22 protein-coding genes are annotated in these 26,337 nt (G+C 69.1%); 8 read left to right on the top strand and 14 right to left on the bottom strand.

Annotation, left to right across the window (positions count from 1 at the left end; genetic code table 11):
• Positions 1-216: 216 nt before the first annotated feature.
• Together acnA and AVJ23_RS23475 are read left to right on the top strand one after the other, a co-directional pair.
• Positions 217-2,991: an aconitate hydratase AcnA gene (gene acnA / locus AVJ23_RS06965; protein ID WP_058861443.1), complete on the top strand. Its 2,775-nt coding sequence runs from the start codon at positions 217-219 to the stop codon at positions 2,989-2,991.
• Positions 2,992-3,373: 382 nt separating this feature from the next.
• Complete coding sequence (locus tag AVJ23_RS23475) at positions 3,374-3,502, top strand: hypothetical protein (RefSeq protein ID WP_276203207.1); 129 nt, start codon at positions 3,374-3,376, stop codon at positions 3,500-3,502.
• A 4-nt stretch (positions 3,503-3,506) separates the two neighbouring features.
• Here AVJ23_RS23475 and AVJ23_RS06960 read toward each other — a convergent pair whose 3' ends face one another.
• The 11 genes from AVJ23_RS06960 to yajC all read right to left on the bottom strand — a co-directional run bounded on the left by AVJ23_RS06960 (position 3,507) and on the right by yajC (position 11,358).
• Positions 3,507-4,346: a c-type cytochrome gene (locus tag AVJ23_RS06960; protein WP_058861442.1), complete on the bottom strand. Its 840-nt coding sequence runs from the start codon at positions 4,344-4,346 to the stop codon at positions 3,507-3,509.
• Between the two features lie 103 nt (positions 4,347-4,449).
• Positions 4,450-5,007 carry a DsbE family thiol:disulfide interchange protein gene (locus AVJ23_RS06955; RefSeq protein WP_084794348.1) on the bottom strand — a complete coding sequence of 186 codons (558 nt, stop codon included), beginning with the start codon at positions 5,005-5,007 and terminating at the stop codon, positions 4,450-4,452.
• The gene (gene ccmD / locus AVJ23_RS06950; RefSeq protein ID WP_205626836.1) at positions 5,000-5,155 is read right to left on the bottom strand and encodes a heme exporter protein CcmD; all 156 of its coding nucleotides are present in this window, start codon (positions 5,153-5,155) and stop codon (positions 5,000-5,002) included. Before ccmD ends, AVJ23_RS06955 begins: the two co-directional genes overlap by 8 nt.
• Entirely contained in the window at positions 5,152-5,898 is a 747-nt protein-coding gene (locus AVJ23_RS06945) for a heme ABC transporter permease (RefSeq protein WP_058861440.1), read from the bottom strand. The genes ccmD and AVJ23_RS06945 overlap by 4 nt, the downstream gene beginning before the upstream one ends.
• Positions 5,899-5,967: 69 nt before the next feature.
• Complete coding sequence (ccmB, locus tag AVJ23_RS06940; RefSeq protein ID WP_058861439.1) at positions 5,968-6,624, bottom strand: heme exporter protein CcmB; 657 nt, start codon at positions 6,622-6,624, stop codon at positions 5,968-5,970.
• The gene (gene ccmA / locus AVJ23_RS06935) at positions 6,621-7,235 is read right to left on the bottom strand and encodes a heme ABC exporter ATP-binding protein CcmA (protein WP_058861438.1); all 615 of its coding nucleotides are present in this window, start codon (positions 7,233-7,235) and stop codon (positions 6,621-6,623) included. Before ccmA ends, ccmB begins: the two co-directional genes overlap by 4 nt.
• A gap of 93 nt (positions 7,236-7,328) precedes the next feature.
• The gene (locus AVJ23_RS06930; RefSeq protein ID WP_058861437.1) at positions 7,329-7,682 is read right to left on the bottom strand and encodes an Mth938-like domain-containing protein; all 354 of its coding nucleotides are present in this window, start codon (positions 7,680-7,682) and stop codon (positions 7,329-7,331) included.
• Positions 7,683-7,691: 9 nt separating this feature from the next.
• Positions 7,692-8,438 carry a TSUP family transporter gene (locus AVJ23_RS06925; RefSeq protein ID WP_058861436.1) on the bottom strand — a complete coding sequence of 249 codons (747 nt, stop codon included), beginning with the start codon at positions 8,436-8,438 and terminating at the stop codon, positions 7,692-7,694.
• Positions 8,431-9,399, bottom strand: coding sequence for a protein translocase subunit SecF (gene secF / locus AVJ23_RS06920; RefSeq protein ID WP_058861435.1), 969 nt, complete (start codon positions 9,397-9,399; stop codon positions 8,431-8,433). The genes AVJ23_RS06925 and secF overlap by 8 nt, the downstream gene beginning before the upstream one ends.
• Position 9,400: 1 nt before the next feature.
• Complete coding sequence (secD, locus tag AVJ23_RS06915) at positions 9,401-11,062, bottom strand: protein translocase subunit SecD (protein ID WP_058861434.1); 1,662 nt, start codon at positions 11,060-11,062, stop codon at positions 9,401-9,403.
• Positions 11,063-11,070: 8 nt separating this feature from the next.
• A complete protein-coding gene (gene yajC / locus AVJ23_RS06910) occupies positions 11,071-11,358 on the bottom strand; it encodes a preprotein translocase subunit YajC (protein WP_058861433.1) in 288 nt (95 codons plus the stop codon).
• Between the two features lie 256 nt (positions 11,359-11,614).
• Here yajC and AVJ23_RS23170 point away from each other — a divergent pair, with 256 nt between their 5' ends.
• The 4 genes from AVJ23_RS23170 to AVJ23_RS06890 all read left to right on the top strand — a co-directional run bounded on the left by AVJ23_RS23170 (position 11,615) and on the right by AVJ23_RS06890 (position 15,822).
• Positions 11,615-13,045, top strand: coding sequence for a pentapeptide repeat-containing protein (locus tag AVJ23_RS23170; RefSeq protein ID WP_058861432.1), 1,431 nt, complete (start codon positions 11,615-11,617; stop codon positions 13,043-13,045).
• An 82-nt stretch (positions 13,046-13,127) separates the two neighbouring features.
• Entirely contained in the window at positions 13,128-13,763 is a 636-nt protein-coding gene (locus tag AVJ23_RS06900; RefSeq protein ID WP_157772636.1) for a trypsin-like serine peptidase, read from the top strand.
• A gap of 68 nt (positions 13,764-13,831) precedes the next feature.
• Positions 13,832-15,124 carry a serine--tRNA ligase gene (gene serS, locus AVJ23_RS06895; RefSeq protein WP_058861430.1) on the top strand — a complete coding sequence of 431 codons (1,293 nt, stop codon included), beginning with the start codon at positions 13,832-13,834 and terminating at the stop codon, positions 15,122-15,124.
• A complete protein-coding gene (locus AVJ23_RS06890) occupies positions 15,121-15,822 on the top strand; it encodes a TspO-related membrane protein (protein WP_058861429.1) in 702 nt (233 codons plus the stop codon). Before serS ends, AVJ23_RS06890 begins: the two co-directional genes overlap by 4 nt.
• Before the next feature lie 156 nt (positions 15,823-15,978).
• On the opposite strand, the gene der is transcribed toward AVJ23_RS06890, so the two are convergent.
• The 3 genes from der to AVJ23_RS06875 form a co-directional block, all read right to left on the bottom strand.
• Positions 15,979-17,439, bottom strand: coding sequence for a ribosome biogenesis GTPase Der (gene der, locus AVJ23_RS06885; RefSeq protein ID WP_058861428.1), 1,461 nt, complete (start codon positions 17,437-17,439; stop codon positions 15,979-15,981).
• Between the two features lie 80 nt (positions 17,440-17,519).
• Positions 17,520-18,851 carry an outer membrane protein assembly factor BamB family protein gene (locus AVJ23_RS06880; RefSeq protein WP_058861427.1) on the bottom strand — a complete coding sequence of 444 codons (1,332 nt, stop codon included), beginning with the start codon at positions 18,849-18,851 and terminating at the stop codon, positions 17,520-17,522.
• Between the two features lie 51 nt (positions 18,852-18,902).
• Positions 18,903-19,559: a hypothetical protein gene (locus tag AVJ23_RS06875; RefSeq protein WP_058861426.1), complete on the bottom strand. Its 657-nt coding sequence runs from the start codon at positions 19,557-19,559 to the stop codon at positions 18,903-18,905.
• 308 nt (positions 19,560-19,867) lie between these two features.
• On the opposite strand from AVJ23_RS06875, the gene AVJ23_RS23300 reads away from it, so the two are divergent.
• Together AVJ23_RS23300 and AVJ23_RS06865 are read left to right on the top strand one after the other, a co-directional pair.
• On the top strand, positions 19,868-22,603 hold the full coding sequence (locus AVJ23_RS23300; RefSeq protein ID WP_058861425.1) for an efflux RND transporter periplasmic adaptor subunit: 2,736 nt from the start codon (positions 19,868-19,870) through the stop codon (positions 22,601-22,603).
• Positions 22,600-26,331, top strand: coding sequence for an efflux RND transporter permease subunit (locus AVJ23_RS06865; RefSeq protein ID WP_058861424.1), 3,732 nt, complete (start codon positions 22,600-22,602; stop codon positions 26,329-26,331). The genes AVJ23_RS23300 and AVJ23_RS06865 overlap by 4 nt, the downstream gene beginning before the upstream one ends.
• Positions 26,332-26,337 lie beyond the last annotated feature (6 nt).

Here is a 26,337-nt window from a genome sequence, read left to right as displayed (position 1 = left end):
CCGGTCTACCCAAGCACCGGCGCGGACGCCAATCAATGATTTGCGAGACAATGTGACACGTCTTCACGGCCCGTGCGGCGTGTCCCGGGGCCGCGCGGCGAAATTAATGTGTGCAATGGTATACAAAAACGCCGCACCCCCCTTGATCGGATCCGGCGCATCGGGCATGACACGGCCAAGCTCCCAATTCACGTCGTCACCCCATCGGAGGTAACCATGCCCATTACCGTAGGCCATGACAGCGCCAAGACGCGCAAGACGCTTGAGGCCGGCGGCCAGAGTGTCGCCTATTACTCGATCCCCGCCGCCGAGGCGGCCGGGCTCGGCGATTTCTCGAAACTGCCCGCCGCGCTGAAGGTCGTGCTCGAGAACATGCTGCGCTTCGAGGACGGCAAGACCGTCACCACCGACGACATCAAGGCCTTTGCCGAATGGGCCGCCAATGGCGGCAAGGCGAACCGCGAGCTGGCCTACCGCCCGGCCCGCGTGCTGATGCAGGACTTCACCGGCGTTCCGGCCGTGGTCGACCTGGCCGCGATGCGCGACGGCATCAAGGCCCTGGGCGGCGACGCGCAGAAGATCAACCCGCTGAACCCGGTCGACCTGGTCATCGACCACTCGGTCATGATCGACGAGTTCGGCAACCCGCGCGCCTTCCAGATGAACGTGGACCGCGAGTATGAGCGCAACATGGAGCGCTACACGTTCCTGAAATGGGGCCAGACCGCGTTCAACAACTTCCGCGTGGTGCCGCCGGGCACCGGCATCTGCCACCAGGTGAACCTGGAATACCTGTCCCAGACCGTCTGGACCGATACCGACCAGTCGGGCGAGACCGTGGCCTACCCCGACACGCTGGTCGGCACCGACAGCCACACCACCATGGTCAACGGCGCGGCCGTGCTGGGCTGGGGTGTCGGCGGCATCGAGGCCGAGGCCGCCATGCTGGGCCAGCCGATCTCGATGCTGATCCCCGAGGTGATCGGCTTCAAGCTGACCGGCGCCATGGTCGAGGGCACCACCGGCACCGACCTCGTGCTGAAGGTCGTCGAGATGCTGCGCGCCAAGGGCGTGGTCGGTAAGTTCGTGGAATTCTACGGCGACGGGCTGGACTCGCTGCCGCTGGCCGACCGGGCGACCATCGCCAACATGGCCCCCGAATACGGCGCCACCTGCGGCTTCTTCCCGATCGACGACGAGACGCTGCGCTACCTGCGCAACACCGGCCGCGACGAGGACCGCATCGCGCTGGTCGAGGCCTATGCCAAGGAAAACGGCATGTGGCGCGGGGCGGATTACGATCCGGTCTATACCGACACGCTCGAGCTCGACATGGGCACCATCGTGCCCGCCATCTCGGGCCCCAAGCGTCCGCAGGACTACATCGCGCTGGACAAGGCGGCCGCGGCCTTCGGCGAATACGTCAAGGGCGTGCGCGAGGGCCAGGACGTGACCCCGGCCGCCGAGGTGCGCTGGGAAGGTGAAGGCGGCGCGCCCGAGCCGGTGGACATCCCCGGCGACGAGGGCCGTCACAAGCGCGGCTTCGTCAAGACCGACGAGCATGGCTACCAGCTGCATGACGGCTCGATCGTGATCGCCTCGATCACCTCCTGCACCAACACCTCGAACCCCTACGTCATGATCGGCGCGGGTCTCGTGGCGCGCAAGGCGCGCGAGCTGGGCCTGACGCGCAAGCCCTGGGTCAAGACCTCGCTCGCCCCGGGCAGCCAGGTCGTCTCCGCCTATCTCGAGGCGGCCGAGCTGCAGGACGATCTGGACGCGGTGGGCTTCAACCTCGTGGGCTATGGCTGCACCACCTGCATCGGCAATTCCGGCCCTCTGGCGCCGGAAATCTCGAAATGCATCAATGACAACGACCTGATCGGCACCTCGGTCCTGTCGGGCAACCGCAACTTCGAGGGCCGGATCAGCCCCGACGTGCGCGCCAACTACCTTGCCTCCCCGCCGCTGGTCGTGGCCTATGCGCTGGTGGGCGACATGAATGTCGACATCACCCGCGACCCGCTGGGCCAGGACAAGAACGGCAACGACGTTTATCTCAAGGATATCTGGCCGACCCAGCAGGAAGTGGCCGAGCTGGTCGAGCGCACCGTCACGCGCGAGGCGTTCCAGTCCAAGTATGCCGACGTGTTCAAGGGCGACGAGAAGTGGCAGGGCGTCGAGGTTCCCCAGCAGGAAACCTATGACTGGCCGGCGACCTCGACCTACATCCAGAACCCGCCCTATTTCCAGGGCATGGGCCAGGAGAAGGGCTCGATCAGCAACATCACCGGTGCGCGCGTGCTGGCCCTGCTGGGCGACATGATCACCACCGACCACATCTCTCCGGCCGGCTCCTTCAAGGACACCACGCCGGCGGGGCAGTACCTGATCGAGCGCCAGGTGCCGCAGCGCGAGTTCAACTCCTACGGGTCGCGCCGGGGCAACCACGAGGTCATGATGCGTGGCACCTTCGCCAATATCCGCATCAAGAACGAGATGCTGGACGGCGTCGAGGGCGGCTATACCAAGGGCCCGGACGGTGAGCAGACCTCGATCTACGACGCGGCCATGGCCTACCAGGAGCAGGGCACCCCGCTGGTGATCTTCGGCGGCGAGCAGTACGGCGCGGGCTCCAGCCGTGACTGGGCAGCCAAGGGTACGGCGCTGCTGGGCGTCAAGGCGGTCATCGCCGAGAGCTTCGAGCGGATCCACCGCTCCAACCTCGTGGGCATGGGCGTGATCCCGTTCGAGTTCACCGGCGGCGACACCCGCAAGTCGCTGGGCCTGACCGGCGAGGAGAGCGTGGACATTGCCGGGCTGGACGACGTCAAGCCGGGCCAGGACACGCCCTGCACGATCACCTATGCCGATGGCAGCACCAAGGAGATCACGCTGAAATGCCGGATCGATACCGCCATCGAGGTGGAATATATCGAGCATGGCGGCGTGCTGCATTACGTGCTGCGCAACCTCGCACAAGCCGCCTGATCCACCTTCAGGCGCCAGACTGACACGACCGCCGGGGGCCCTGCCCCCGGCGGTTTTTCTTTGCGCCGATGCCATGCGATGTCCGGTATTCCGGACCTGCGCGGGCGCGGGCGGCAGGCTAGACGGGGATCATCTTCCCCGTGACCAAGGCCCGGCCCGCCATGCTTTCCCTGCGCCACTCCCCCTCGCTGCGATGTGATGCGCCTCCCGCGTTATTCCCCGCGCCAGCGGCAGAATTTTGCCAATTTGCCGAGCAGGTTGCGCAAAGCTGCGCAGGCGGGATGCAGCCTGCGGGAATGCACAATGAAATTCCCATGAACATGGTTTAAAAATCCGGGCTACAGGCACAGCTATCAATCAACAAGAAAACCAGAGGCGGACCATGAAGACTTTGACCCTGATCCAGGCCGGCATCCTGCTGCTGCTCGCCGTCGTCGGCGCCTATGCCAGCAATGGCGAGACCGCGGCCGATTGCCGGACCACGCCCCACGCGCAGATCTGCGAACTCTGAAACCTCAGCCCGGATCCGGCAGGGGTGGCAGGCTGCGCAGGTACAGGATCAGCGCCGCCAGATCGTCCTCGGTCATCCGGGCGAGATAGCCATAGGGCATCGGCGGCAACATGCGTGATCCGTCCGGCCGCACCCCTTTCGTGATCATCGCGGCCAGCTCGGCATCCGAATAGCCGGCCAGCCCGTCCGCGTGGCTGGTCAGGTTCGGCGCGGTCGACGTGCCCCACGGCCCGTGAAATTCGAAGCCGCCGGCGCCCAGCTGCGTCTCCAGCATCGGGCCCTTGGGGCCCATGGGCGTGTGGCATTCCATGCAATGCGCGACCGGCCCGGCCAGATAGGCGCCGTAGGTCTCGGTCACGCCCGGTTCGGGATGGACGACATGCTCGATCGGCGGGCCATAGGCGGGCGGCAGTGAAATGTTGTACTGGCTCGTGCCAGGGTCGTTCTCGACCGCGGGCACACTCCGCAGGTACATCACCATGCTCATCACGTCATCATCGGACAGGCCACGATACATCGCGTAGGGCATGGGCGGGCCGATCAGCGAGCCGTCGGGGCGCAGCCCCTCGCGGATCGCGCGGGCCAGTTCGGCATCGCTCCAATCCGCCACGCGCGCCGCTGGCGTGATATTGGGCGCGATGGCCCGAAAGGCCGGATTTTCCTCGACGAACCGACCGGCGAGGTTCTGCGCCATGACCGGCCCCTCCGGGCCCATCGGCGTATGGCAATTGCCGCAACCGGCCGGCCCTTCGACAAGGTAGCGGCCGCGCTCGAGGCTGGGTTCGGCCAGCGCAGGGGCGGCCAAGGCCGCCAGTCCAAGACAGGCATTGATAATCGGTTTCATGGTATCTCTCCCGGTCCGTGCCCCGCGAAATCGGCGGGCGGATCGGGCCAGTATACACGAAAACGTGAGTCCCGTATCGGGGGGCGCAGTGGCGCGCAGGAAATCACTCCCCGTCGGCCGCCTCGGCGGCCAGCGCCGCCTCCAGCCGGGGCACGAAGCGCTGCTCGTAATCCGAGCCCACCAGCGGGCCCACGAACTTGAACAGCACCGTGCCGTCACCATCCAGGATAAAGGTCTCGGGCGGACCGGTCACGCCCCAGTCGATGGCGGTGCGCCCGGCCGGGTCGAAGGCCACGGCCAGGAACGGGTTGCCGTCATCGGCCAGGTAGCGGCGGGCCTGCCCCTCCTTGTCCTTGAAGTTCACGCCCAGCACGCGCAGCCCCTCGTCGCGCATTTCCAGCAGGCGGGGATGCTCGGCCCGGCAGGGCGGGCACCAGCTGGCCCAGAAATTGACGATGGTCACCTCGCCCGCGGCCAGCTCGGCCCGGGTGATCGGGTCATAGCCGGGCAGCGCGGTCTCGGTCATGGCGGGGGCCGGCTTGCCCTCGAACTTGGATTCCAGCTCGTCCGCGCCCTCGCGGCCCAGCCCCATATAGGCCATGACGCCGAAGGCCGCGAAGATGAGCGGCGGCAATACCATCAGCGGAGAGATCCTAGCCACGGGTCTGACGCTCCTCGATCTGGCGCAGCTCGGCGCGGACCTTGCGCGCGCGACGGATGCTCAGCCCCACCAGTGCTAGGATCAGCCCCAGCGACACCGCGTAGGAGCTGAGCACGGCAAAGGCGTATTTCCCAAGATCCGGCATCATGCCACCCGCTCCCGTGCCAGCAGGGCCCGGGCCCGGCGGGCGCGTATCTCGGTCTGGGTGCGCAAAAAGACCAGCGCCACGAAAAGCAGCACGAACCCCGCGATCGACACGAACAACGGGATGGCGAAGACATTGCTCACCCGTTCCTCGGTATCGCCGGCCAACGCGCCGGCCCGCATGACCGAGGCGCCCTGGTGCAGCCCCTGGTTCCAGAAATTCACCGCGTAGCGCGACAGGATCGCGAAGACCGAACCGACAAGGCAGAGGATCGCGGTCAGGTCGGCGGCGGTGTCGTCATTCTCGATCGCCTCCCACAGGGCCATGTAGCCCAGGTAGAACAGAAACAGGATCAGGAAGGAGGTCAGCCGCGGATCCCAGGCCCACCAGGTGCCCCACATGGGCTGGCCCCAGATGGCGCCGGTGGCCAGCGCGATCACGGTCATCGTGGCGCCGATGGGCGCCGCAGCCCGGGCGGCCAGCGCACTGACATGGTGGCGCCGCACGATCCAGATCAGCGAGGCGACCAGCATCATCAGCCAGGCATTGATCGCCATCAGCGCGGCCGGCACATGCAGGTAGATGATCTTGACGGTGGAGCCCTGCCGGAAATCGTCCGGCGTGAAGAAGAAGCCCCAGATCAGCCCGGTGACAAGGCAGATCACCGCGGCCCCGGACAGCCAGGGCAGCACGCGATCCGCGGTGCGGATGAACTTGACCGGATTGGCGTATTCCCAGATCGACATGTGTTTCCGATACCGTGCTTTGCGCCCGGTTACACCTCAAATCTGCGTGCCGTGCAAGATCGCCGCAGCCTAGCGCAGGTTGACCCGCAGCACCGCGGCCGAGGCGAACGGCAACGCCGCGATCACGCCGAAACTGATCCCCGCCAGCATCAGCAGCGGGCTCTGCACGGACAGCCCCTCGGTGCCGCGCCGGGCGACCTCGGCCCCGAAGATCAGCGTCGGCACGTAGAGCGGCAGGACCAGCAGCGACATCAGCAGCCCGCCGCGCTTGAGCCCCACGGTCAGCGCCGCGCCGAAGGTGCCGATCACCGACAGGGCCGGCGTGCCGAGCGCGAGGCTGACGAAGACCCAGAGGTAGCCCGGCCCCGGCAGGCTGAGCAGCACGCCCAGCACCGGCGCGGCCAGCACCAGCGGCAGGCCGGTGGTGATCCAGTGGGCCAGTGCCTTGACGCTGACGATGGCCTCGAGCGGCAGCGGCGCGGTGGCCAGAAGGTCGAGCGAGCCATCCTCCCAGTCCAGCGCGAGGATCCGGTCCAGCGACAGCAGGCAGGCCAGCAGCGCGCCGATCCACAGGATGCCCGGTGCGATCCGCGTCAGAAGCCCCGTCTCGGGGCCTACGCCGAAGGGCACCAGAACGGTCACGATCAGGAAGAAGGCCAGGCCCAGCCCGAAGCCCCCGCCGGCGCGCACGGCCAGCACCAGATCGCGCAGCAGCAGCGCCCTCACAGGAAGGCCTCGTCTTCGGCGCGGGCGCGCGGCTTCGCGCGGAATCCCGTCACGTCGAGGATTTCGGCCTCGGCCAGGCCCAGGTCGATATGGGTGGCCATCAGCGCCGCGCCGCCCTGCCCCAGATGCGCGCGCACCGCCTCGGCAAAAAGCGCGACAGAGGCCGCGTCCAGCGAGACGGTGGGCTCGTCCAGAACCCAGACCGGTCGGCCCGTCACCATCAGCCGTGCCAATCCCAGACGCCGCTTCTGCCCCGCCGACAGCGTGCCCGCGGCGCGCCCGGCCAATTCTTCGAGGTTGAAGGCCGACAGGGCGTCATCGATGCCTTGCGTTCCAAAGACCGCGGCCCAGAAGGACAGGTTCTCGACCACGCTCAGCATCGCCTTCAGCCCGTCGGCATGGGCGGCATAGGCGATGCGCTCGCCCGCGCCGATGATCTCGCCCGCGACAGGGGGCTGCAGCCCGGCCACGGTGCGCAAGAGCGTCGTCTTGCCCGAGCCGTTCGGCCCGCGCAGCACCAGTGCCCGGCCGGGGGACAGGGTGAAGCCCACCCCCTCCAGCACCGGCACGCCGCCGCGCGCTACGGTGAGGTCGCTGGCCACAAGGTCCATGCCGGCCGCCCTAGCCCCGGCCCGCGCGGGGCAAGCGCCCTGTCAGGCGCCCCCTGCGCCCGGTCCCGGCCACGCGATCCACCGCCGCCCGCCTCAGACCGGCAGCGCGGCCAGCGCCACGCGCCGGCCCTCGCTAAGCAGCACGTTGTAGGTGCGGCAGGCCGCGGGCGAGTTCATGGTCTCGACGCCCAGCCCCGCCTCTTCCAGCGCGGTACGCAGATCGGCGGGCAGATGCGCAATCTCGGCCCCCGTGCCCACGAAGAGCACGTCGACATGGCCCGCCATGCTGAGCAGCGTGGCGTGATCCTGCAGCCCGCCCCAGTCGGAACGGCCCTTGTCCCAGAGCAGCAGCGGCCCGTCATGCACAGTGCCGCCGACGCGGAAGAAGCCGGGGCCATAGCCCTCGACCGGGACAGCATCGGTATAGGTGATCTCGTTCAGTCGCATGCGCGATACCTAGCCCCAAACCGGCAGGCCCGACAAGGCCGACAGCGCGATGAGACCATAGGCCACGCCGCGATAGGCGCGCTCGCGTGCGGGATCGAAGAGATGCGCGCCCAGCCTGTTGCCCAGCAGGCAGGGCACGCCAAGGCCAAGGCCCAGCAGCGCCATCGACGCGTCCATATGGCCCATCACGCCCATCCAGCCCATCAGCAGCAGGTCGAAGCCGAACAGGAAGAGCAGGATCGTGGCGCGGATCGTGGCGGCCGGCAGCGGGCGGGCCATGTAGAACAGGATCACCGCCGGGCCGGGCAGCCCCGCGATCCCGCCCAGGACCCCCGCCGCGGCGCCGATCCCGGTGACCATGGCCCGCGTCACCGTGCCGCGATAGCGCAGCCCGCCGGCCAGGGCCGCCAGCATGGCGAAAGCCAGGACGCTGACAAGGATGCGGAAGGCGCCGGGCGGGGCCAGCGCCAGAAGCGCCAACCCGACCGGCAGAAGCAGCACCGTGCCGAGGCAGAGCCGTTTCAGGTCGTCGCGCGCCGCCACGGTCCAGGCCGGGCGCAGGTTCGGCAGCGGCCCCAGCGCATCCATGAAGGTCAGCACGAGGATCGCCTGGAAGGGCGGCAGGATCTGCCCGGCCACCGGCAGGAAGATCAGCGCGGTGCCGAAGCCGGAAAAGCCGCGCACCAGCCCGCCGGCAAAAGCCGCGAGGATCAGCCAGCCCAGCCCCTCCGGGGCCGGGCCGACAAGGTCAGGCATCCACGTCGCCGAACTGGTTGCCCGTGGTGTCCGTGGGCTTGGACCAGTCACGCTTGACGCCAAGGCGCAGCAGCACGATCGAGGCCACGAAGATCGACGAATAGGTGCCCACGATCACGCCCCAGATCATCGCGAAGACGAAGCCGCGGATCACGTCGCCGCCCAGCACGAAGAGCGCGATCAGCGCCAGCAGCGTGGTGACCGAGGTCATGAAGGTCCGGCTCAGCGTCTCGTTGATCGAGATGTTGAGCACCTCCTTGAGGTCCTTCGATTTGTACTTGATCAGGTTCTCGCGCACCCGGTCGAAGACCACCACCGTGTCGTTCAGCGAATAGCCCACGATGGTCAGAAGGGCCGCGATGATGGCCAGGTCAAAGCGGATCTGCGCCTCGGAGAAGATGCCGATGGTCAGCACGATGTCATGCACCAGCGCGGCCACCGCCCCCAGCGCGAACTGCCATTCGAAACGCAGCCAGATATAGACCAGCACCGCCCCGATGGCGAGCGCCACGGCAATGAAGGCGGTGCGGATCAGCTCGCCCGAGACCTTGGGCCCGACGCTTTCCACCGAGACGAACTTGATGTCGGGCGACACCTGCTGCAACGCGCCACGCGCCTGCTCGATCACCTCGGAGGAGACGGCCTCTTCGCCCTCCTGCGCCTGGATGCGCACCATGGCGACGTTCTGGTCGTCGCGGAAGTTCGGGTCAAACACTTCCGAGATCACCACGTCGCCCAACTCCAGCGCCGCCAGCGCGTCGCGATAGGCGCCCACATCCACGCTCTCGGCGCTTTCGGTGCGGATCGTGGTGCCGCCGCGGAAGTCGATGCCGTAGTTCAGCCCCTGCAGGAAGAAGCTGACCAGCGCGACCACCATGAGCACGCCGGAAATGCCCAGCCACAGCAGCGGCCGCGAGAAGAAGTCCCAGTTGGTATCCTGCGGTACAAGTCTCAGGCGCATCTCACACCTCCAGCGTCTTGGGGCGGCGGCGTTCGAACCACATCACGATCAGCAGCCGCGTGACGAAGATCGCCGTGAAGACCGAGGTCAGGATGCCGAAGCCCAGCGTGACCGCAAAGCCCCGCACCGGGCCCGACCCCATCAGGTAGAGGATCACGGCGGTGATGAAGGTGGTGATGTTGGCGTCGACAATGGCCGACAGGGCCTTCTCGTAGCCCAGCTCGATGGCGCGCGCCGGGCCGCGCGCGGTGCGCAGCTCTTCGCGGATCCGCTCGAAGACCAGCACGTTGGCGTCCACCGCCATGCCCACGGTCAGAACGATGCCCGCGATGCCCGGCAGGGTCAGCGTCGCCCCGATCAGGCTGAGCAGGCCGAAGATCAGAGCGATGTTCAGGATCAGCGCGATATTGGCGAACAGGCCGAACAGGCCATAGCTGAGCCCCATGAAGACCAGTACCGCGACGAAGGCCACGATCGTGGCGATCTTGCCCGCGTCGATGCTGTCCTGCCCCAGCTCGGGGCCGATGGTGCGCTCTTCGAGGAATTCGAGCTCGGCCGGCAGGGCGCCGGCGCGCAGCAGGATGGCGAGGTTGGTGGATTCCTCGATGGTGAAATTGCCGGTGATGATGCCCGAGCCGCCGGGAATGTGGCTCTGGATCACCGGGGCGCTGATCACCTCGTCATCCAGCACGATGGCGAAGGGCGAGCCGATATTCTCGGCCGTGTAATCTCCGAACTTGCGCGCACCGGCCGGGTTGAAGCGGAAATTCACCGCCGGCTGGCCGTTCTGGTCGAAGGCGGGCTGCGCATCGACCAGCTCCTCGCCGGTGACGACGGGCGCCTGTTCGAGCGTGTAGAACACGCCCTCCTCGTCCAGCGAGGGCAGCAGTTCGTTGCCGACGCCCGGGCTGGTGCCGGGATCGGTGGAGCGGCCCACCACGGGCTGGAAGGTCAGCTGCGCGGTCGTGCCGATGATGTCCTTGAGCTCCTGCGCCGAGCCGATGCCCGGCACCTGGATCAGGATCCTGTCAAAGCCCTGGCGCTGGATCGTGGGCTCGCGCGTGCCGACCTCGTCGATCCGGCGGCGAATGATTTCAAGGCTTTGCTGGATGGTCCGCTCGTCGGTGGCGGTCTTCTCGGCCTCCGACAGGGTGACGACCACCTCGTCCTCCTCGCCGCTGACGGCAAGGTCGGTGGCGCCTGCCCCGGTCAGCGAGACGACGGGCCGCGCCAGCCCGCGCACCAGCTCCAGCGCGCGGTCCATGCCCTCGGGCTCCGAGATGCGCACGCGCAGCTCGCCCGGTGCCGAGGGTTGCAGGCGGATCGTGCCCACCTCGGCGCGGGCGTCACGCAGCACGTCGCGCACGTCGGGCCAGAGCGCGTCGATCCGCGCGGCATAGACATCCTGGACCTGCACCTCGGCCAGCAGGTGCGCGCCGCCGCGCAGGTCGAGCCCGAGATTCACCAGCCCCGAGGGCAGGAAACCCGGCCAAGTGCTTGCGGCGTCACGGTTTTCCGTGGTGTCGGCGCCAAGGTCGATGGCCTTGACGGCGTCGTTGTGCGTCTCCACCCGCGAGTAGAACGCGTTGGGCATGGCGAGCAGCAGACCGAGGGCGACGGTCGCCCAGATCAGTACGCGCTTCCAGCTCTCGATCTGCAGCATGTCGCCTCTCAGCCCTCGGCGGGTTCGGTCTTGGACAGCACCTGCGCGATGGTCGAGCGGACCACGCGCACCTTGACGCCCTCGGCGATTTCCACTTCGATTTCAGAGCCTTCCTTGACCTTCGACACCTTGCCGATCAGGCCGCCCTGGGTCACCACCTGGTCGCCGCGGCGGATGCCCTCGACCATTTTCTGGTGATCCTTCAGCTTCTTCTGCTGGGGTCGTATCAGCAGGAAATACATGATCACGAAGATCAGGATCAGCGGAATGAACTGGGCAATGGCATTGCCTTCCATGGGATGCTCCTTTGGCTGACGCGGGGCACCCCCGCACATGGTCGCGCGGAACCTATGTGGAGACGTGCCGGGATGCAAGGCGCCGACCCGCCGCAGCCCTGCCCGTTTCGTACGTTTCGGACGGTGATTCCGCCGGATTGGACAAAACCGCCGGGACCGGGCTGCCACGGGCGCGGCGCACGCCGCGCCACGCCCCCCGCGTTGCCCTTGCCCGGCCCCCCGCCTAGGGTGGCGCAAGGTCACGAGGGAGTGAGGCATGAGCGAGATGCTGTGGAACGGCGCGGCCTTCCTGATGGTGCTGGCCGCGCTGGCGGGGGCGGTCGTTTTGTTGCTGGCCGGGGTCCGGACCGCTCGCGGTCAACCGCCGGAGGGGCTGGACAAGCTGCGCCGCAGCATGGGCCTGCCCGGGATGCCCTCAGCGGTCCTGCTAATCGGCGGCCTGCTCTGGTCCGGGATCATGCTGGTGCTGTTCTTCGGGCTGGTGGGTCTGATCTTCGATGTGCTGTGGCAAGCGATGCCCACCCCGGACCCCTCACCCGTATCGCGCTGGCTGAGCGGCGTGACCGGCAGCGCCTCGGATGGCGTCTGGACCTTCCGCATACGCCTTGCCCAGATCGCGGCGCTGACAACGGTGCTGGGCGCGGTGATCGCCCTGCCCATCACGCTGACACGGCTGAGGCTGGCACGCGAGTCGCTGTTCAACACCAAGATCTCGGAGGCCGCGGCCGACCTGCACGCGATGCGGCAGGTGACGAAAACGGCCAGGGGTGACAGTCGGAAGAACCGGAAGACGTACGAAAACATCTGGGAAGACGACATCATCCGCCGCATCGCCGCCATCGACCGGCTGGAAGGGCTGGTCGAGGAAAACCCGAAGGAAGCCACCCGCGTCGCCCGCCTGCTGAGCGTCTATGTCCGCGAGTTGAGCCGCCAGTTTCCGCCGAAGCCTGTGCCGGACACCAATGATGTAAAGGTGATCAAGATGTGGGCTCAACGACTAGAGCCAGTCCGCACCGACATGCAGGCGGCGGTTCAGACGCTTGGCCGCTTGCCGAAGATCAAAAGCGTGACCCTCGAACCCGGCACTGTCGACCTTCAAGGCGCCAATCTGCAAGGGCTCGTGCTTTCGAACGCCAATTTCGACGGGGCGACCCTCGGGGAGGCGCAGTTGCAGGGGGCGAGCCTCTTCGGGGCGCAGTTGCAGGGGGCGGTCCTCTTAGAGGCACAGTTGCAGGGGGCGGTCCTTGTAGAGGCACAGTTGCAGGGGGCGCGCCTCATGCGGGCACAGTTGCAGGGGGCGGTCCTCGTAGAGGCACAGTTGCAGGGGGCGGTCCTTGTAGAGGCACAGTTGCAGGGGGCGGTCCTCGTGGGGGCGCAGTTGCAGGGGGCGGATCTCCGGGGGGCGCAGTTGCAGGGGGCGAGCCTCTTCGGGGCGCAGTTCGACGTTTCGACGGACCTCACTCGGGCTACTCTCCGAGGTGCCCGAGTGAGGTCCGTCGATTTTACCAGTCTACCAGATTTCGAAGGACATGTGCCGGAGATGTTCGGCGACGGGACCGTAACACTGCCCGCAAACTGCACCCGCCCATCACATTGGACGGAGGAAGTTCTCGACCCAGCGGAATTCTACACCCGCTGGCGCGCGTGGCAGCGCTCCAGCGGCATGGATCCGGACAACCCGGAATGAGGCCCGTTCTCTGCGCATCCGGTGGTGGCTCGCACCGCGGCGGCGCTCTAGGTTGGGTTTCATGAGAGGCAGGAGCAGGCGGATGCGGGGACTGGCTTTGGCACTGGCGATGCTGGGCGGCATGGCGGGCGCGCAGGAGGCGGTGGGCAAGTTCAACATCGCGGGGTTCCGCACGCTGGAGAGCTGCACCGCGACGCTGGTCGCGCCGCAGCTGGTGCTGACGGCGGCGCATTGCGTGGTGGCGCCGCAGGACGGCTATCTGAAACCGGTGGGCGACATGGTCTTTGTCGCCGCCTGGGACGGGGCGGGCCATGGCGGCGCCTCGCGCGTGGACGGGGTCGACGTGCATCCCGAGGCCTTCACCGAGGGGCGCTTCGATCTGCGCCACGACATCGCGCTGGTCACGCTGAGCGATGCGCTCTCCACCCCGCCGATGCGCGTGGGCAGCGGCAGCGTGGCCGGGCCGCTCACGCTCATGGGCTATCGCCGCTCGCGCCCGCACCGGCTGAGCGTGACGCCCTATTGCTCGGGCCGGACCGAGACCGGGCTCTGGCGCATCGCCTGCCGGGTCGAGAAGGGCCAGTCGGGCGGGCCGGTGGTCACCGGCACGGACGGCGCGGCGCGCGTGGTCGCGGTGATCGTGGCGATCCGCGAGGACGAGGCGCTGGCCGTACCGCTCGACCCCTGGGTGCGGGCGCGGATCGCGGCGGCGCGCTAAGCCCCTACCCTCTCTGGGCCAGATCGGGCATAACCCGACCGACTCGACGACCCAGAAGGACCAAGACGATGCATGACATCCGCGCCATCCGCGAAAACCCGGCCGCCTTCGACGCCGCGCTGGCCCGCCGCGGGATCACGGATGCCTCGTCGCGGATCCTGTCCATCGATGCCGAGCGGCGCGCCGCGATCCAGACCGCCGAGACCGCGCAGGCCGAGCAGAAAAAGGCCGCCCGCGAGGTGGGCGCCGCCAAGGCCGCCGGCAACGAGGCCGAGTTCGAACGGCTGCGCGCGCTGGTGGGCGAGAAGAAGGCCGAGGTGGCCGCGATGCAGGACCGCGCCAAGGCGCTGGATACCGAGCTGGCCGACGCGCTGATGGAGCTGCCCAACCTGCCGCTGGAGGACGTGCCCGAGGGCGCGGACGAGGCCGACAATGTCGAGCTGCGCCGCTGGGGCAGCCCGCGCGCGCTCGATTTCGCGCCGCGCGAGCATTACGACCTGCCCGGCGTCGCCGCGGGGATGGATTTCGAGCTGGCCGCCAAGCTGTCGGGGTCGCGCTTCGTGGTGCTCTCGGGCGCGGTGGCGCGGCTGCACCGGGCGCTGGCCCAGTTCATGATCGACACCCATGTCGAAGAGAACGGGCTGGTCGAGACCTGGACCCCCGTGCTGGTGCGCGAGGAGATGATGTACGGCACCGGGCAGCTGCCCAAGTTCGGCGAGGACAGCTATCGCACCACCAATGGCTGGTGGCTGGTGCCCACGGCCGAGGTGACGCTGACCAATATCGTGAACGGGCTGATCGTCGAGGAGGGCTATCTGCCCCGGCGCTACGTGGCCCATACCCAGTGCTTCCGCTCCGAGGCGGGCAGCGCGGGCAAGGACACGGCCGGGATGCTGCGCCAGCACCAGTTCGAGAAGGTCGAGATGGTCTCGGTCACGCATCCTGAGGCCTCGCTGGCCGAGCATGACCGCATGACGCGCTGCGCCGAGGGCATCCTCGAGGCCCTGGAACTGCCGTATCGCACGGTGGTGCTGTGCACCGGCGACATGGGGTTCGGCGCGCGCAAGACGCATGACATCGAGGTCTGGCTGCCCGGGCAGGACACCTATCGCGAGATCTCCTCGGTCTCGGTCTGCGGCGATTTCCAGGCCCGGCGGATGAACGCGCGCTACCGGCCCGCGGGCGGCGGCAAGCCCGATTTCGTGCACACGCTGAACGGCTCGGGGCTAGCCGTGGGGCGCGCGCTGATCGCGGTGCTGGAGAACGGCCAGCAGGCGGATGGCTCGGTCACGCTGCCGGCGGTGCTGCACCCCTATCTCGGCGGCCGGACGACGCTGACGGCGCAAGGCGCGCTGGCATGAGCCGGGCCTGGGCCTTCCTCTGCCTTGTCGCCGCGCTGGCCTTTGCCGGCTCGCCCTGGCTGGCGCCGGGCTTCAACGGGTTCGCACCGGACCAGTTTCCGGTGCCGCAGGAGAACCCGCCGGTGCAGCCGGCGGGCTATGCCTTCGCGATCTGGGGGCTGATCTATGCCTGGCTGATCCTGGGCACCGGCTTCGGCCTGCTGCGCCGGATGGATGATGTGGACTGGGCGCCGATGCGCCCGCCGCTCTTCCTCAGCCTTGCCGTGGGCGCGGTGTGGCTGCCGGTGGCGCAGGTCTCGCCCGTGGCGGCGACGGTGCTGATCTGGATCATGCTGGGCGCTGCGCTGGTCAGCCTGTTCCGCGTGGGCGATACCGACCGCTGGCTGCAGCAGGCGCCGGTGGCGATCTATGCCGGCTGGCTGACCGCGGCTTCGTGCGTGGCGGTTGGGCTGCTGCTGGGCGGCTACGGCGTGCTGCCGGCCACGCCGGCGGCGCTGGTCGCGCTGCTCTTGGCCGTGGCCATCGCGGTCACGGTGCAGTACCGGCTGCACCGGGCGCCGGAATACGGGATCACGGTGATCTGGGCGCTGGTCGCGGTGATCGTGGCCAATGCCGCACCGTTCAACGCCGCGGTCGAAGGGCTGGCCCTGCTGGGCATCCTCGCCATTCTCGGTCTGCGCGGCACCGATACCGAGTGACGCCTGCCACGGGGCCGGCGTCCCGCCTCTCCAGCCGCATGCCGCACCGGCAAGAGCGTCACGGCGCCACCGGCTCCGAGGAGGCGGCCGAAGGGCCGCGGACGAGAGATCTGCGCGCGGCCCCGCAGGGCCGCGCTCCGCAAGACAGACGCCCGCTCAGCTCTTGCCGAGATGTTTCTTCAGCGCGCCCGCGTTCTTCTTCTTGCGCCCCTTGTAGGGGTTGCGGTCACCCTGCCCGCGCATGGTCAGCCGGATCGGGGTGCCGGGCATGTCGAAGTCCTCGCGCAGCCCGTTGACCAGATAGCGCGCATAGCTTTCCGGCAGCTTGTCGGGATGCGAGCACATCACCACGAAGCCCGGCGGCCGCGTCTTGGCCTGGGTCATGTAGCGCAGCTTGATGCGGCGGCCCTGCGGGGCGGGCGGCGGGTGGCGCTCGATCATGCCCTCGAGCCAGCGGTTCAGCTGGCCGGTGGTCACGCGCCGGTTCCAGACGTCATGCGCCTGCATCACCGCCTTCTGCAACCGGTCGAGCCCCTTGCCCGTGCGGGCCGAGATCGTCACGAGCGGCGCGCCGCGCAGCTGCGGCAGGACCAGCTCGAACTGCTCGCGCAGCCAGCGCAGCTTGTCCTGCTTCTCATCCTCGATATCCCACTTGTTCACCGCCACGACCACGGCGCGGCCCTCGCGCTCGGCCAGGTCGGCGATCTTGAGATCCTGCACCTCGAAGGGGATCGCGGCATCCAGCAGCAGGATCACCACCTCGGCGAATTTCACCGCGCGGATCCCGTCCGAGACCGACAGCTTCTCCAGCTTGCCCTGCACCTTGGCGCGCTTGCGCATGCCGGCCGTGTCGAAGACGCGCACCGGCACGCCCTCCCAGTCCATCTGGACCGAGATCGCGTCGCGGGTGATGCCCGCCTCGGGGCCGGTCAGCAGCCGGTCCTCGCCCAGGATCGCGTTGACCAGCGTCGACTTGCCGGCATTGGGCCGGCCCACCACGGCGATCTGCAGCGGCTTGTCGCGGGTGGGCTGCGGCACGGAGGGCGCGACGGCGCCTTCCTGCTCGGCCTCGGTCAGTGCCACGGAGGTCTCGGGCGCCTCGGCGGCGGCGCGCGCCTCGAACCCCTCCGACAGGGGTAGCAGCGCCGAATAGAGCTCGTTCAGCCCCTCGCCATGCTCGGCCGACAGGCGCAGGGGCTCGCCCAGCCCCAGCTCGTAGGCCTCGTAGACCCCGGCATCGGCGGCCGATCCCTCGGCCTTGTTGGCGGCCAGGATCACGTGGCCGGCGCGCTTGCGCAGGATCTCGGCAAAGACGCGGTCATCGGGCAGGATGCCGGCGCGCGCATCGATCATGAACAGGCAGATATCGGCCTCGTCCACCGCGCGCTCGGTCAGGCGGCGCATGCGGGCGGGCAACGACTCGTCGGTCTCGTTCTCCAGCCCGGCGGTGTCCACGACGGTAAAGCGCAGGTCCCCCAGCCGCGCCTCGCCCTCGCGCAGGTCGCGGGTCACGCCCGGCTGGTCGTCGACCAGCGCCAGGCGGCGGCCCACGAGACGGTTGAACAGGGTCGACTTGCCCACATTGGGGCGGCCGACGATGGCGAGGGAAAAGGACATGTGTTCTGGCTCCGCGGATCAGAGCGGGCCTTTAGCGCATTTCCCGGCCCGGCGAAACCCCGGACCGGGGCGCGCCGGCCTCAGCGATAGGCGTGCAGCACGCCGCGGGTCGAGACGACGTAGAGCGTGCCGCCGGCCACCACGGGCCGGGTCGTGGCACCACCCTCGATCGCGACCGATCCCAGCAGCGACCCGTCCTCGGGCGAGAAGCTGCGGATCTGCCCGTCCGAGCTGGCCACGATCAGCCGGCCGCCGGCCAGCACGGGGCCGAGATTGGCATAGGCGGCGTCGCGGCGGCGATGCGGGCGGCGCGAGGGCTCGTAGCCCGGCAGGTCCACCGCCCAGATCCGCGCGCCGGTGGCGGCATCCAGCCGGATCAGCTGGTTGCGGTCCGAGACGAAATAGACCGAGTCCCCGGTGGGCCAGAGCGGCCCCAGCGCGCCCTCGCGCGCGGTCCATTTCCGCTCGCCGTCATAAGAAGCGAAGGCCACCACGCGGCCCGAATGGTTGCCGACATAGAGCGTGTCGCCCGCGATCAGCGGATCGCCGGTCAGGTCGTCTACCACCGACAGGGCAAAGCCGTTGCGGCGGCCGAGGATGTCCGCGTTCCAGGTCTTCAGCCCGCCCTGCCGGAAGGCGGCCTGCACCGTGGCGGTGCCGAAGGAGAAGAAAACGTGATCCTCGCCGATGGCGGGGGCCGGGCCGCCGGCCACGTTGTTGGTGTCGGCCGCGCCCTCGATCTGCCAGCGCACGCGGCCGGTATCGGCCTCGATCGCCCAGGCGGTGCGGTCGCCCGAGACCACGTAGACCACCCCGTCGCGCACCGAGGGCGCCCCGGTGGCGGTGTTGCCCAGCTTCTGGGTCCAGATCTCGGCGCCGGTGGCCGGATCCAGCGCGGTCAGCGTGCCGAAGCCCGAGGCGGCGTAGAGACGCCCCTCGCCATGGGCCAGCCCGCCGCCCTGCGCCTGCCGCGCCTCGTCGCGCAACGGCACCAGCGACCGGGTCCAGACCGGCTCGCCGTTGCGGGCGGTGGCACGCACCACGTGATCTGCATCCATCGTGTAGATGCGCCCGCCGGCCACCACCGGGTCGGTGTTCAGCCGCTTGCGCTTGCTGTCGCCGGCGCCGATCGGCGCGCTCCAGAGCGGCTGCGGGGCGCCCGACAGGGCGGCGTGATCGACCCGCACGAAGGGCGAGACGGGGCTCTGCGTCCACTCGGCATTGGAGACCTGCGGCGCCAGCGCGGCGGGGCGCGACGTGTTCTGCGTCTCGACCGCATCCTCGCCGCCGCCCCGGGTCTGGAGCACGTCGCGGACGTTCAGCCGTTCACCGGGCAGCACCGGCTGGCGCGTGCTGCATCCCGCCAGCGTGAGCGCCGCGAGCGTTGCCAGGACTGTTGCGTTGCGCAGCATGTGTCTGCCCTCTTTACGTGCCTTGCCGCCGGTCTTGCACGGCGGCGCGTGTCAGCCGTCGGCCGGCTCGCCGCCCAGTGCCACAATCAACTGCCTTGCGCGCCGGCGCAAGCCCGTGGTGGCCTCGGCATCCTCGGCCAGCGCCTGCAGGCGGATCACTGCCGCCTCGGTGTCGCCCGCCTCGATCTCCATCAGCGCCAGCTGTTCCTCGGCCAGAAGCCGCAGCGGCTGGCCCGGGACGGCCAGCGCCTCGAGCCCGGCACGACGCTCGTCCTCGGACAGGATGTCCGCGCCGCGGGTCAGCGCCTTGTAGCTGGCCACCTGCCGGTAGATCCCCGGCACCTCGGTGTCATTGGCCACGGCCTGCAGCCGTTCGACCGCCTCGCCGTCCTCGCCCGCGCTGCCTTCCTCGGCGGCGATCAGCATCTGCAGCACCGCGGCACTGCCCGGCCCCTCGGGCGCGACCGCGCGCAGCGCGTCGATGCGCGCCTCGGCCGTTGGCGCATCCAGCGCGGCAAGGATGGAATCCCCGAAGGCCTGCGCCTGCGCCATCTCCGAGGCCTTGCGGTACTCGCGGAAGGCGGTGCCGCCGACGATCAGCAGCACGACCAGCACGGCGATCCAGCCGTAGCGGCGCATCAGCGCGTAAAGCCGGTCGCGGCGGACCTCTTCGGTCACCTCTTCGATGAAACTGTCGGGATTGCTCACCCTGGCCCCCTGTCGCGCGTCGCTTGTCCGGCCCCTCTTAGCCTGCCCGCCGGGCGGTGCCAAGTGGGCGGGCGGATGCGGTTTTCCTGCCGAAATGTGCGCCACCTGCATCAAATCCGCGAAATCGGGTCGGAAACCGCCCCGATGTGACGCCGCGACACTTGAAGCGTCAAGGGTCGCGCCCTAACAACTGAACCAAATGGTTCAGGCCTTGCGGGACCCCGCAAAACGGCATTGCCGCCGACCCCGGCCGGAATATCCTTTGAACAGGCGCCCCGGCGCTCCACAGACAGATCGGACGCGAGCGCATGCGCATTCTTTCCATCGTGACGGCCCTTCTCGTGGCGTTCACCCTCTACATGCTCGTGATGGAGCGGGACCGGATGCTGGACTTCGCCCGCGCCGTGTCGCCCGCCGCGCTGTTCGGCGATGCCGAGGTCTCGGACGGCGCGATGGCCCCCGAGGCCGCCGAGCGCACCGAGGAGACGGCCCCCCTGCCCGGCGCGGCACAGGCCGCCGTGCCCGATCCCGATGCCGAGGAGACCGGCGCGGTGCGCGTCATGGCGATGCGCTCCGAGGCGCAGGTGGTCGACAGCGCCGTGGTGCTGCGCGGCGAGACGGCGCCCATGCGCGAGGTCGAGGTCCGCGCCGAGACCGACGGCAAGGTGATCTCGGAGCCGCTGCGCAAGGGCGCGCTGGTCGAGGCGGGCGATCTTCTGTGCGAGATCGACCCCGGCACGCGCGAGGTCAGCCTGCAGGAGGCCTTGGCCCGGCTGGCCGAATCCCGCTCGCGCCTGCCCGAGGCCGCCGCCCGGCTGGCCGAGGCCGAGGCGCAGATCCCCGCCGAGGAGGCGCGCATCGCCGAGGCGCAGGCGCAGGTGCCCGCCGCCGAGGCCGCGCTGGCCGAGGCCGAGGCCGGGGTGCCGGCCGCCGAGGCAAGCTATGCCGAGGCGCTGACCCGCATCCCCGAGGCCGAGGCGCGGCTGGCCGAGGCCGAGGCCGGCATCCCCGCCGCGGCCGCCCGCCTGAAGGAGGCCGAGGCGCGCGTCCCCGAGGTCGAGGCCCGCCTGACCGAGGCGCGCGCCAAGGTCCCCGAGGCCGAGGCGCGGCTGAAGGAGGCCGAGGCCCGCCTGCCCGAGGTGCAGTCGCGGCTGCTGGAGGCGCAGGCCAAGGTGCCCGAGGCCGAGGCAAGGCTGGAGGAGGCACGCTCGCGCATACCCGAGGCCGAGGCAAGGCTGGAAGAGGCCGAGGCCCGCGTGCCCGAGGCCGAGGCGCGGCTGGAAGAGGCCCGCGCCCGCGTGCCCGAAGCCGAGGCGCGGCTGGAAGAGGCCCTGTCGCGCATCCCCGAAGCCGAGGCGAGGCTGGAAGAGTCCAGCGCCCGCGTGCCCGAGGCCGAGGCGCGCCTGCTGGAGGCGCGCGCCCAGGTCCCCGCCGCCGAGGCGCGGCTGCGCGAGGCCGAGGCGCAGGTGCCCTCGGCCGAGGCGGGGGTGCTGGAGGCCGAGGCCCGCCTGCCCGAGGCCGAGGCCCGGCTGGCCGAGGCCGAATCGCGGGTCCGCGAGGCCGAGATCAACCTGCGTGCCGCGCGCGAGCTGGCGCGGGACGGCTTTGCCGCGCAGACCCGGCTGGCCGCGGCCGAGGCCGCCTTCGAGACCGCCAAGGCCGGCGTGCAGAGCGCCACGGCGCAGATCCGCGCCGCCGAATCCGGCATCGAGGCCGCGAAGGGCCGGCTGGAAGGTGCCCGCGCCGGGGTCGAGACCGCGCGCGGGCAGGTGCAGTCGGCCACCGCCGCCGTGCGCTCGGCCGAGAGCGAGATCAGCAATGCCCGCGCCGGGGTGACCAGCGCCCAGAGCCAGATCCGCAACGCACAGGCCGGGGTACAGGCGGCGCAGACCCAGATCCGCAATGCCCGCGCCGGGGTGCAGTCGGCGCAGAGCGAGATCAGCAATGCGCTCGCCGGCATCCAGTCGGCGCAAAGCCAGATCCGCAACGCCACGACCGGCATCGCCTCGGCTGAAAGCCAGCTGCAATCGGCCCGCGCCGGGGTGCAGACCGCGCGCACCCAGATCGAGAACGCCGCCGCCGGGCTGCAGGCCGCGCGCAGCCAGGTGCAGACCGCGCAGGCCGGAGTGCGCACCGCCGAGACGCAGATCCAGAACGCGCAGGCGGGCATCGAATCGGCGCGCAGCGAGCAGCAATCGGCGCTGGCCGGCGTGCAATCGGCGCGCAGCCAGATCCAGAACGCCCGCGCCGCGGTGGAAAGCGCCTCGAGCCGGGTCGAGGGCGCGCGCGCCGCGGTGATCTCGGCCCGCAGCCAGCTGGAAAGCGCCCGCGCCGGGGTGCTCTCGGCCGAGGCGCAGATGGAGACCGCGCTGGCCGGCGTCGAATCCGCCCGCTCGGGCGAGGAGAACGCGCGCGCCGCGATCCAGTCCTCGGAGGCCGGGGTGGCCAGCGCCCGCAAGGAGATCGAGCGGCTGCAGATGTTCGCCCCCTTCGGCGGGCTGCTGGAGACCGACACGGCCGAGCTGGGCGCGCTGCTGCAGCCGGGCAGCGCCTGCGCCACGGTCATGCAGCTCGACCCCGTGAAGATCGTGGGCTACGTGCCCGAGCAGGACGTGGCCCGGGTGCAGCTGGGCGCGCGGGCCGGGGCGCGGCTGGTGGGCCGCGAGGTGGTGGGCGAAGTGACCTTCGTGTCGCGCAGCGCCGACCCGGTGACCCGCACCTTCCTGGTCGAGATCACCGTGCCCAATGCCGACCTGTCGATCCGCGACGGGCAGACCGCCGAAATCGCCATCGAGGCCGAGGGTGCCGAGGCGCATCTGCTGGCGCAGTCCACCCTGACACTGAACGACGAGGGCGCATTGGGCGTGCGCACCATCACCAAGGAAGGCACCGCCGCCTTCCGCCCCGTGACGCTGGTGCGCGACACGCGCGAGGGCGTCTGGGTCACCGGTCTGCCCAGCACGGCCGAGATCATCACCGTGGGGCAGGAATACGTCACCGACGGCGTGCCGGTGCAGCCCAGCTTCGAGGAGATCGTGCGATGACCGGGATCATCGACTGGGCCGCCGAACGCGCCCGCATGGTGCTGGCCTTCATCGTGCTCAGCCTCGTGGTGGGCGCCTATGCCTATGTCTCGCTGCCCAAGGAGGGCGAGCCGGATATCGAGATCCCGGCGCTGTTCGTGTCGGTCAATTTCCCCGGCATCTCGGCCGCCGATGCCGAGACGCTGCTGATCAAGCCGATGGAGACCGAGCTGTCCGACCTGGACGGGCTCAAGACCATGACCGGCACCGCGGCCGAGGGCTATGCCGGGCTGGCGCTGGAGTTCGAGTTCGGCTGGGACAAGTCGCAGATCATCGCCGATGTGCGCGACGGGATGAACAATGCCGAGGCCGAGTTTCCCGAGGGCGCCGACAAGTATTCCATCAACGAGATCAACTTTTCGGAATTCCCGATCCTGATCGTGAACCTGTCGGGCCCGGTGCCCGAGCGTACGCTGAACCGCGTCGCCAAGGACCTGCAGGACCGGCTGGAAGGGCTGGATTCGGTGCTGGAAGCCGGCATCGCGGGCAATCGCAACGAGATGCTGGAGGTCGTGATCGACCCGCTGCGGCTGGAAAGCTACAACGTCACGGCCGGCGAGCTGATCAACGTGGTCCAGAACAACAACCAGCTGATCGCGGCCGGCGAGATCGAGACCGAACAGGGCGCCTTTGCCGTCAAGATCCCGTCCAGCTTCGACGATGCCCGCGACGTGTTCGACCTGCCCGTCAAGGTGAATGGCGAGCGCGTGGTCACGCTGGGCGATCTGGCCAGCATCCACCTGACCTTCGAGGACCGCGAGGGCACGGCACGCTTCAACGGCGAGCGCACGGTCGCGCTGCAGGTGGTCAAGCGCAAGGGCTTCAACATCATCGACACGGTCGAGCAGGTGCAGGTGGCGCTGGACGAGGCGCGGGAGACCTGGCCCGAGGAGCTGCGCGCGGTGCTGGACGTGGGCACCTCGAATGACCAGAGCCGGCAGGTCGCCAGCATGGTCAGCCAGCTCGAAGGTTCAGTGCTGACCGCCATCGCGCTGGTGATGATCGTCGTGCTGGCCAGCCTCGGGTTGCGCCCCGCCCTGCTGGTGGGTTTTGCCATCCCGACCTCGTTCCTGCTGTGCTTCATCCTGCTGGGGCTGATGGGGGTGTCGATCTCGAACATCGTGATGTTCGGCCTGATCCTGGCCGTGGGCATGCTGGTCGACGGCGCGATCGTGGTCGTGGAATATGCCGACAAGCGCATCGCCGAGGGCACCGGCCCGATGCATGCCTATGTCGAGGCGGCGCATCGCATGTTCTGGCCGGTCGTGTCATCCACCGCGACGACGCTCTGCGCCTTCCTGCCGATGCTGTTCTGGCCCGGCGTGGCGGGCGAGTTCATGGGCATGTTGCCGGTGACGCTGATCTTCGTGCTGTCGGCCAGCCTTGTCGTGGCGCTGGTCTACCTGCCGGTGATGGGCGGCGTCTCGGGGCGCTTCTCGCGCAATGTGGGCCGCGCCGGCAACGCGCTGCGCGAGGCGCTGCCGTGGGTGCTGCGCGCGGCGCTGGTGCCGGTGGCGCTTCTGGGGCTGTTCATCGGCGCGATGATGGTGCTGAACCCCGACTACCTGTTCCCCGCCGTGGCGCCGGGCTGGGCCGGGCGGCTGCCGGGCGTGGTGGTCTTCATGCTCTTTGCCGTGATCTCGTCGGTGGTGATGGATGCCGCGGCGCTCCGGCGCGCGCCGCGCAAGGTCCGCACGCGTGGCCGGCGCACCCCCTTCGGCTGGGTCATCAAGCTGATCGCCGGCAACCCGATCATGCCGCTGGTCGCGGTGGGCGCGGTGATCTTCTTCGTCATCAACGTCTTCACCTATTTCGGCGAGAACAACAACGGCGTCGAGTTCTTCGTCGAGAGCGAGCCGGAACAGGCCATCGTCTACATCCGCGCCCGCGGCAACCTGAGCCTGGCCGAGAAGGATGCGCTGGTCGAGCGGGCCGAGGAGCTGGTGCTGGGCTTTCCCGGCATCCTCAACGCCTTCGCCTTTGCCGGCGAGGGCGGGCTGAACAACAATACCGGCGGCGCGCAGGCGCCCAAGGACACGATCGGACAGGTCCAGCTGGAGACGATTCCCTGGGAGGACCGCCCCGCCTATGCGCGCGAAACAGACGTGCCGCTGGAGGAACTGGACGGCGATTACATCATCGACACGCTGACCGCCCGGCTGGAGCAGATCCCCGGTACCGAGGTCGAGATCCTGGCCCAGGCGCGCGGGCCTTCCAGCGGCAAGCCCGTGCATCTGCGCCTGAAGGGCGATGACTGGGACCAGCTGCTGGCCGCCACGGCGGTGGCGCGGCAGCAATACGAGGCCACCCCCGGGCTGACCCTGATCGAGGACACGCGCCCCCTGCCCGGCATCGACTGGCAGATCGACGTGGATGTCGAGGAGGCCGGGCGCTACGGCGCGGACGTGGCGGTGATCGGCGCAATGGTCCAGCTTGTCACCCGTGGCATCCTGCTGGACACGATGCGGGTCGACAGCTCGGACGAGGAGATCGACATCCGCGTGCGCCTGCCCGAGGACGACCGCGTGCTGTCCACGCTGGACAGCCTGAAACTGCGCACCGAGGGCGGTCTGGTGCCCATGTCGAACTTCATCACCCGCACCCCAGTGCCGCAGCTGGCCCAGATCGAGCGGATCGACCAGAAGCGCTATTTCGACGTCAAGGCGGATGTGGGCACCAACCTGTTCAAGCTGCGCGATGCCACCGGCGCCGAGGTCGGCACCGTGCGGCGGCTGGAAGATGGCGTGCCGCCGCAGGGCGGCCAGCGCTTCACCGGCAAGGACGGGGCGGAGTTCGAGGTGGTGCAGTTGGCCGATGCGGTCGACAGCACGTTGCTGGGCGAGGCCCATGCCGATGGCCGGCTGGTCACCATACCGATCACCGCGAATGAACGCATCGCCCATCTGACCGAGTGGCTGGAGACCCAGCCCCTGCCGGCGGGGATCGAATGGGAATGGACCGGCGATCAGGAGGACCAGGCCGAGAGCCAGGCCTTCCTGTCCTCGGCCTTCGGCGCGGCGCTGGGGCTGATGTTCATCATCCTGCTGGCGCAGTTCAACTCGTTCTACAACGCCGCGCTGGTGCTGCTGGCGGTGGTGCTGTCCACCACCGGGGTTCTGATCGGGATGCTGGTCATGGACCAGTATTTCAGCATCATCATGACCGGCACGGGGATCGTCGCGCTGGCGGGGATCGTGGTGAACAACAATATCGTGCTGATCGACACCTACCAGGATTACGCACGCTACATGCCGCGGATCGAGGCCATCGTGCGCACCGCCGAGGACCGCATCCGCCCGGTGCTGCTGACCACGATCACCACCATGGCCGGGCTTGCGCCGATGATGTTCGGGCTCAGCCTCGATTTCTTCGGCGGCGGCTACTCGGTCGACAGCCCCACGGCACTGTGGTGGAAGAACCTTGCCACGGCGGTGGTGTTCGGGCTGGGCATCGCGACGGTGCTGACGTTGGTCTTCACGCCCTCGATGCTGGCGATCCGGGTCTGGTTCACCACCTACGTGCTGTGGATCGCGCGGCTGTTGGCCAAGATGTCGCTGGGCCGCGGCAGCCGGGTTGCCCGCGACTGGGCGCTGACCCGCGCGGCACGGCAACTCAAGGCGCCCGAGATCATCTGGGAAGACGACGACACCGATCCGCAGATGGTGCTGCCGCTGAAAGCGGCCGAGTGATGATGC

Source organism: Pseudoponticoccus marisrubri (assembly GCF_001482405.1).
Classification (GTDB): Bacteria; Pseudomonadota; Alphaproteobacteria; order Rhodobacterales; family Rhodobacteraceae; genus Pseudoponticoccus; species Pseudoponticoccus marisrubri.
The sequence above is the reverse complement of the archived record's forward strand: the minus strand, read 5'-3'. Positions and strand labels throughout refer to the sequence as shown.

What these genes read in the sequence shown, in the direction of transcription:
- secD (WP_058861434.1), bottom strand. Translation starts at nt 11,062, where the DNA reads ATGCTGCAGATCGAGAGCTGGAAGCGCGTACTGATCTGGGCGACCGTC.
- AVJ23_RS06880 (WP_058861427.1), bottom strand. Translation starts at nt 18,851, where the DNA reads ATGCTGCGCAACGCAACAGTCCTGGCAACGCTCGCGGCGCTCACGCTG.
- AVJ23_RS06890 (WP_058861429.1), top strand. Translation starts at nt 15,121, where the DNA reads ATGAGCCGGGCCTGGGCCTTCCTCTGCCTTGTCGCCGCGCTGGCCTTT.
- ccmD (WP_205626836.1), bottom strand. Translation starts at nt 5,155, where the DNA reads ATGATGCCGGATCTTGGGAAATACGCCTTTGCCGTGCTCAGCTCCTAC.
- AVJ23_RS06865 (WP_058861424.1), top strand. Translation starts at nt 22,600, where the DNA reads ATGACCGGGATCATCGACTGGGCCGCCGAACGCGCCCGCATGGTGCTG.
- AVJ23_RS06960 (WP_058861442.1), bottom strand. Translation starts at nt 4,346, where the DNA reads ATGAAACCGATTATCAATGCCTGTCTTGGACTGGCGGCCTTGGCCGCC.
- acnA (WP_058861443.1), top strand. Translation starts at nt 217, where the DNA reads ATGCCCATTACCGTAGGCCATGACAGCGCCAAGACGCGCAAGACGCTT.
- der (WP_058861428.1), bottom strand. Translation starts at nt 17,439, where the DNA reads ATGTCCTTTTCCCTCGCCATCGTCGGCCGCCCCAATGTGGGCAAGTCG.
- secF (WP_058861435.1), bottom strand. Translation starts at nt 9,399, where the DNA reads ATGCGCCTGAGACTTGTACCGCAGGATACCAACTGGGACTTCTTCTCG.
- AVJ23_RS06925 (WP_058861436.1), bottom strand. Translation starts at nt 8,438, where the DNA reads ATGCCTGACCTTGTCGGCCCGGCCCCGGAGGGGCTGGGCTGGCTGATC.
- AVJ23_RS06900 (WP_157772636.1), top strand. Translation starts at nt 13,128, where the DNA reads ATGCGGGGACTGGCTTTGGCACTGGCGATGCTGGGCGGCATGGCGGGC.
- AVJ23_RS06945 (WP_058861440.1), bottom strand. Translation starts at nt 5,898, where the DNA reads ATGTCGATCTGGGAATACGCCAATCCGGTCAAGTTCATCCGCACCGCG.
- AVJ23_RS23300 (WP_058861425.1), top strand. Translation starts at nt 19,868, where the DNA reads ATGCGCATTCTTTCCATCGTGACGGCCCTTCTCGTGGCGTTCACCCTC.
- ccmA (WP_058861438.1), bottom strand. Translation starts at nt 7,235, where the DNA reads ATGGACCTTGTGGCCAGCGACCTCACCGTAGCGCGCGGCGGCGTGCCG.
- yajC (WP_058861433.1), bottom strand. Translation starts at nt 11,358, where the DNA reads ATGGAAGGCAATGCCATTGCCCAGTTCATTCCGCTGATCCTGATCTTC.
- AVJ23_RS06930 (WP_058861437.1), bottom strand. Translation starts at nt 7,682, where the DNA reads ATGCGACTGAACGAGATCACCTATACCGATGCTGTCCCGGTCGAGGGC.
- serS (WP_058861430.1), top strand. Translation starts at nt 13,832, where the DNA reads ATGCATGACATCCGCGCCATCCGCGAAAACCCGGCCGCCTTCGACGCC.
- AVJ23_RS23170 (WP_058861432.1), top strand. Translation starts at nt 11,615, where the DNA reads ATGAGCGAGATGCTGTGGAACGGCGCGGCCTTCCTGATGGTGCTGGCC.
- AVJ23_RS23475 (WP_276203207.1), top strand. Translation starts at nt 3,374, where the DNA reads ATGAAGACTTTGACCCTGATCCAGGCCGGCATCCTGCTGCTGCTCGCC.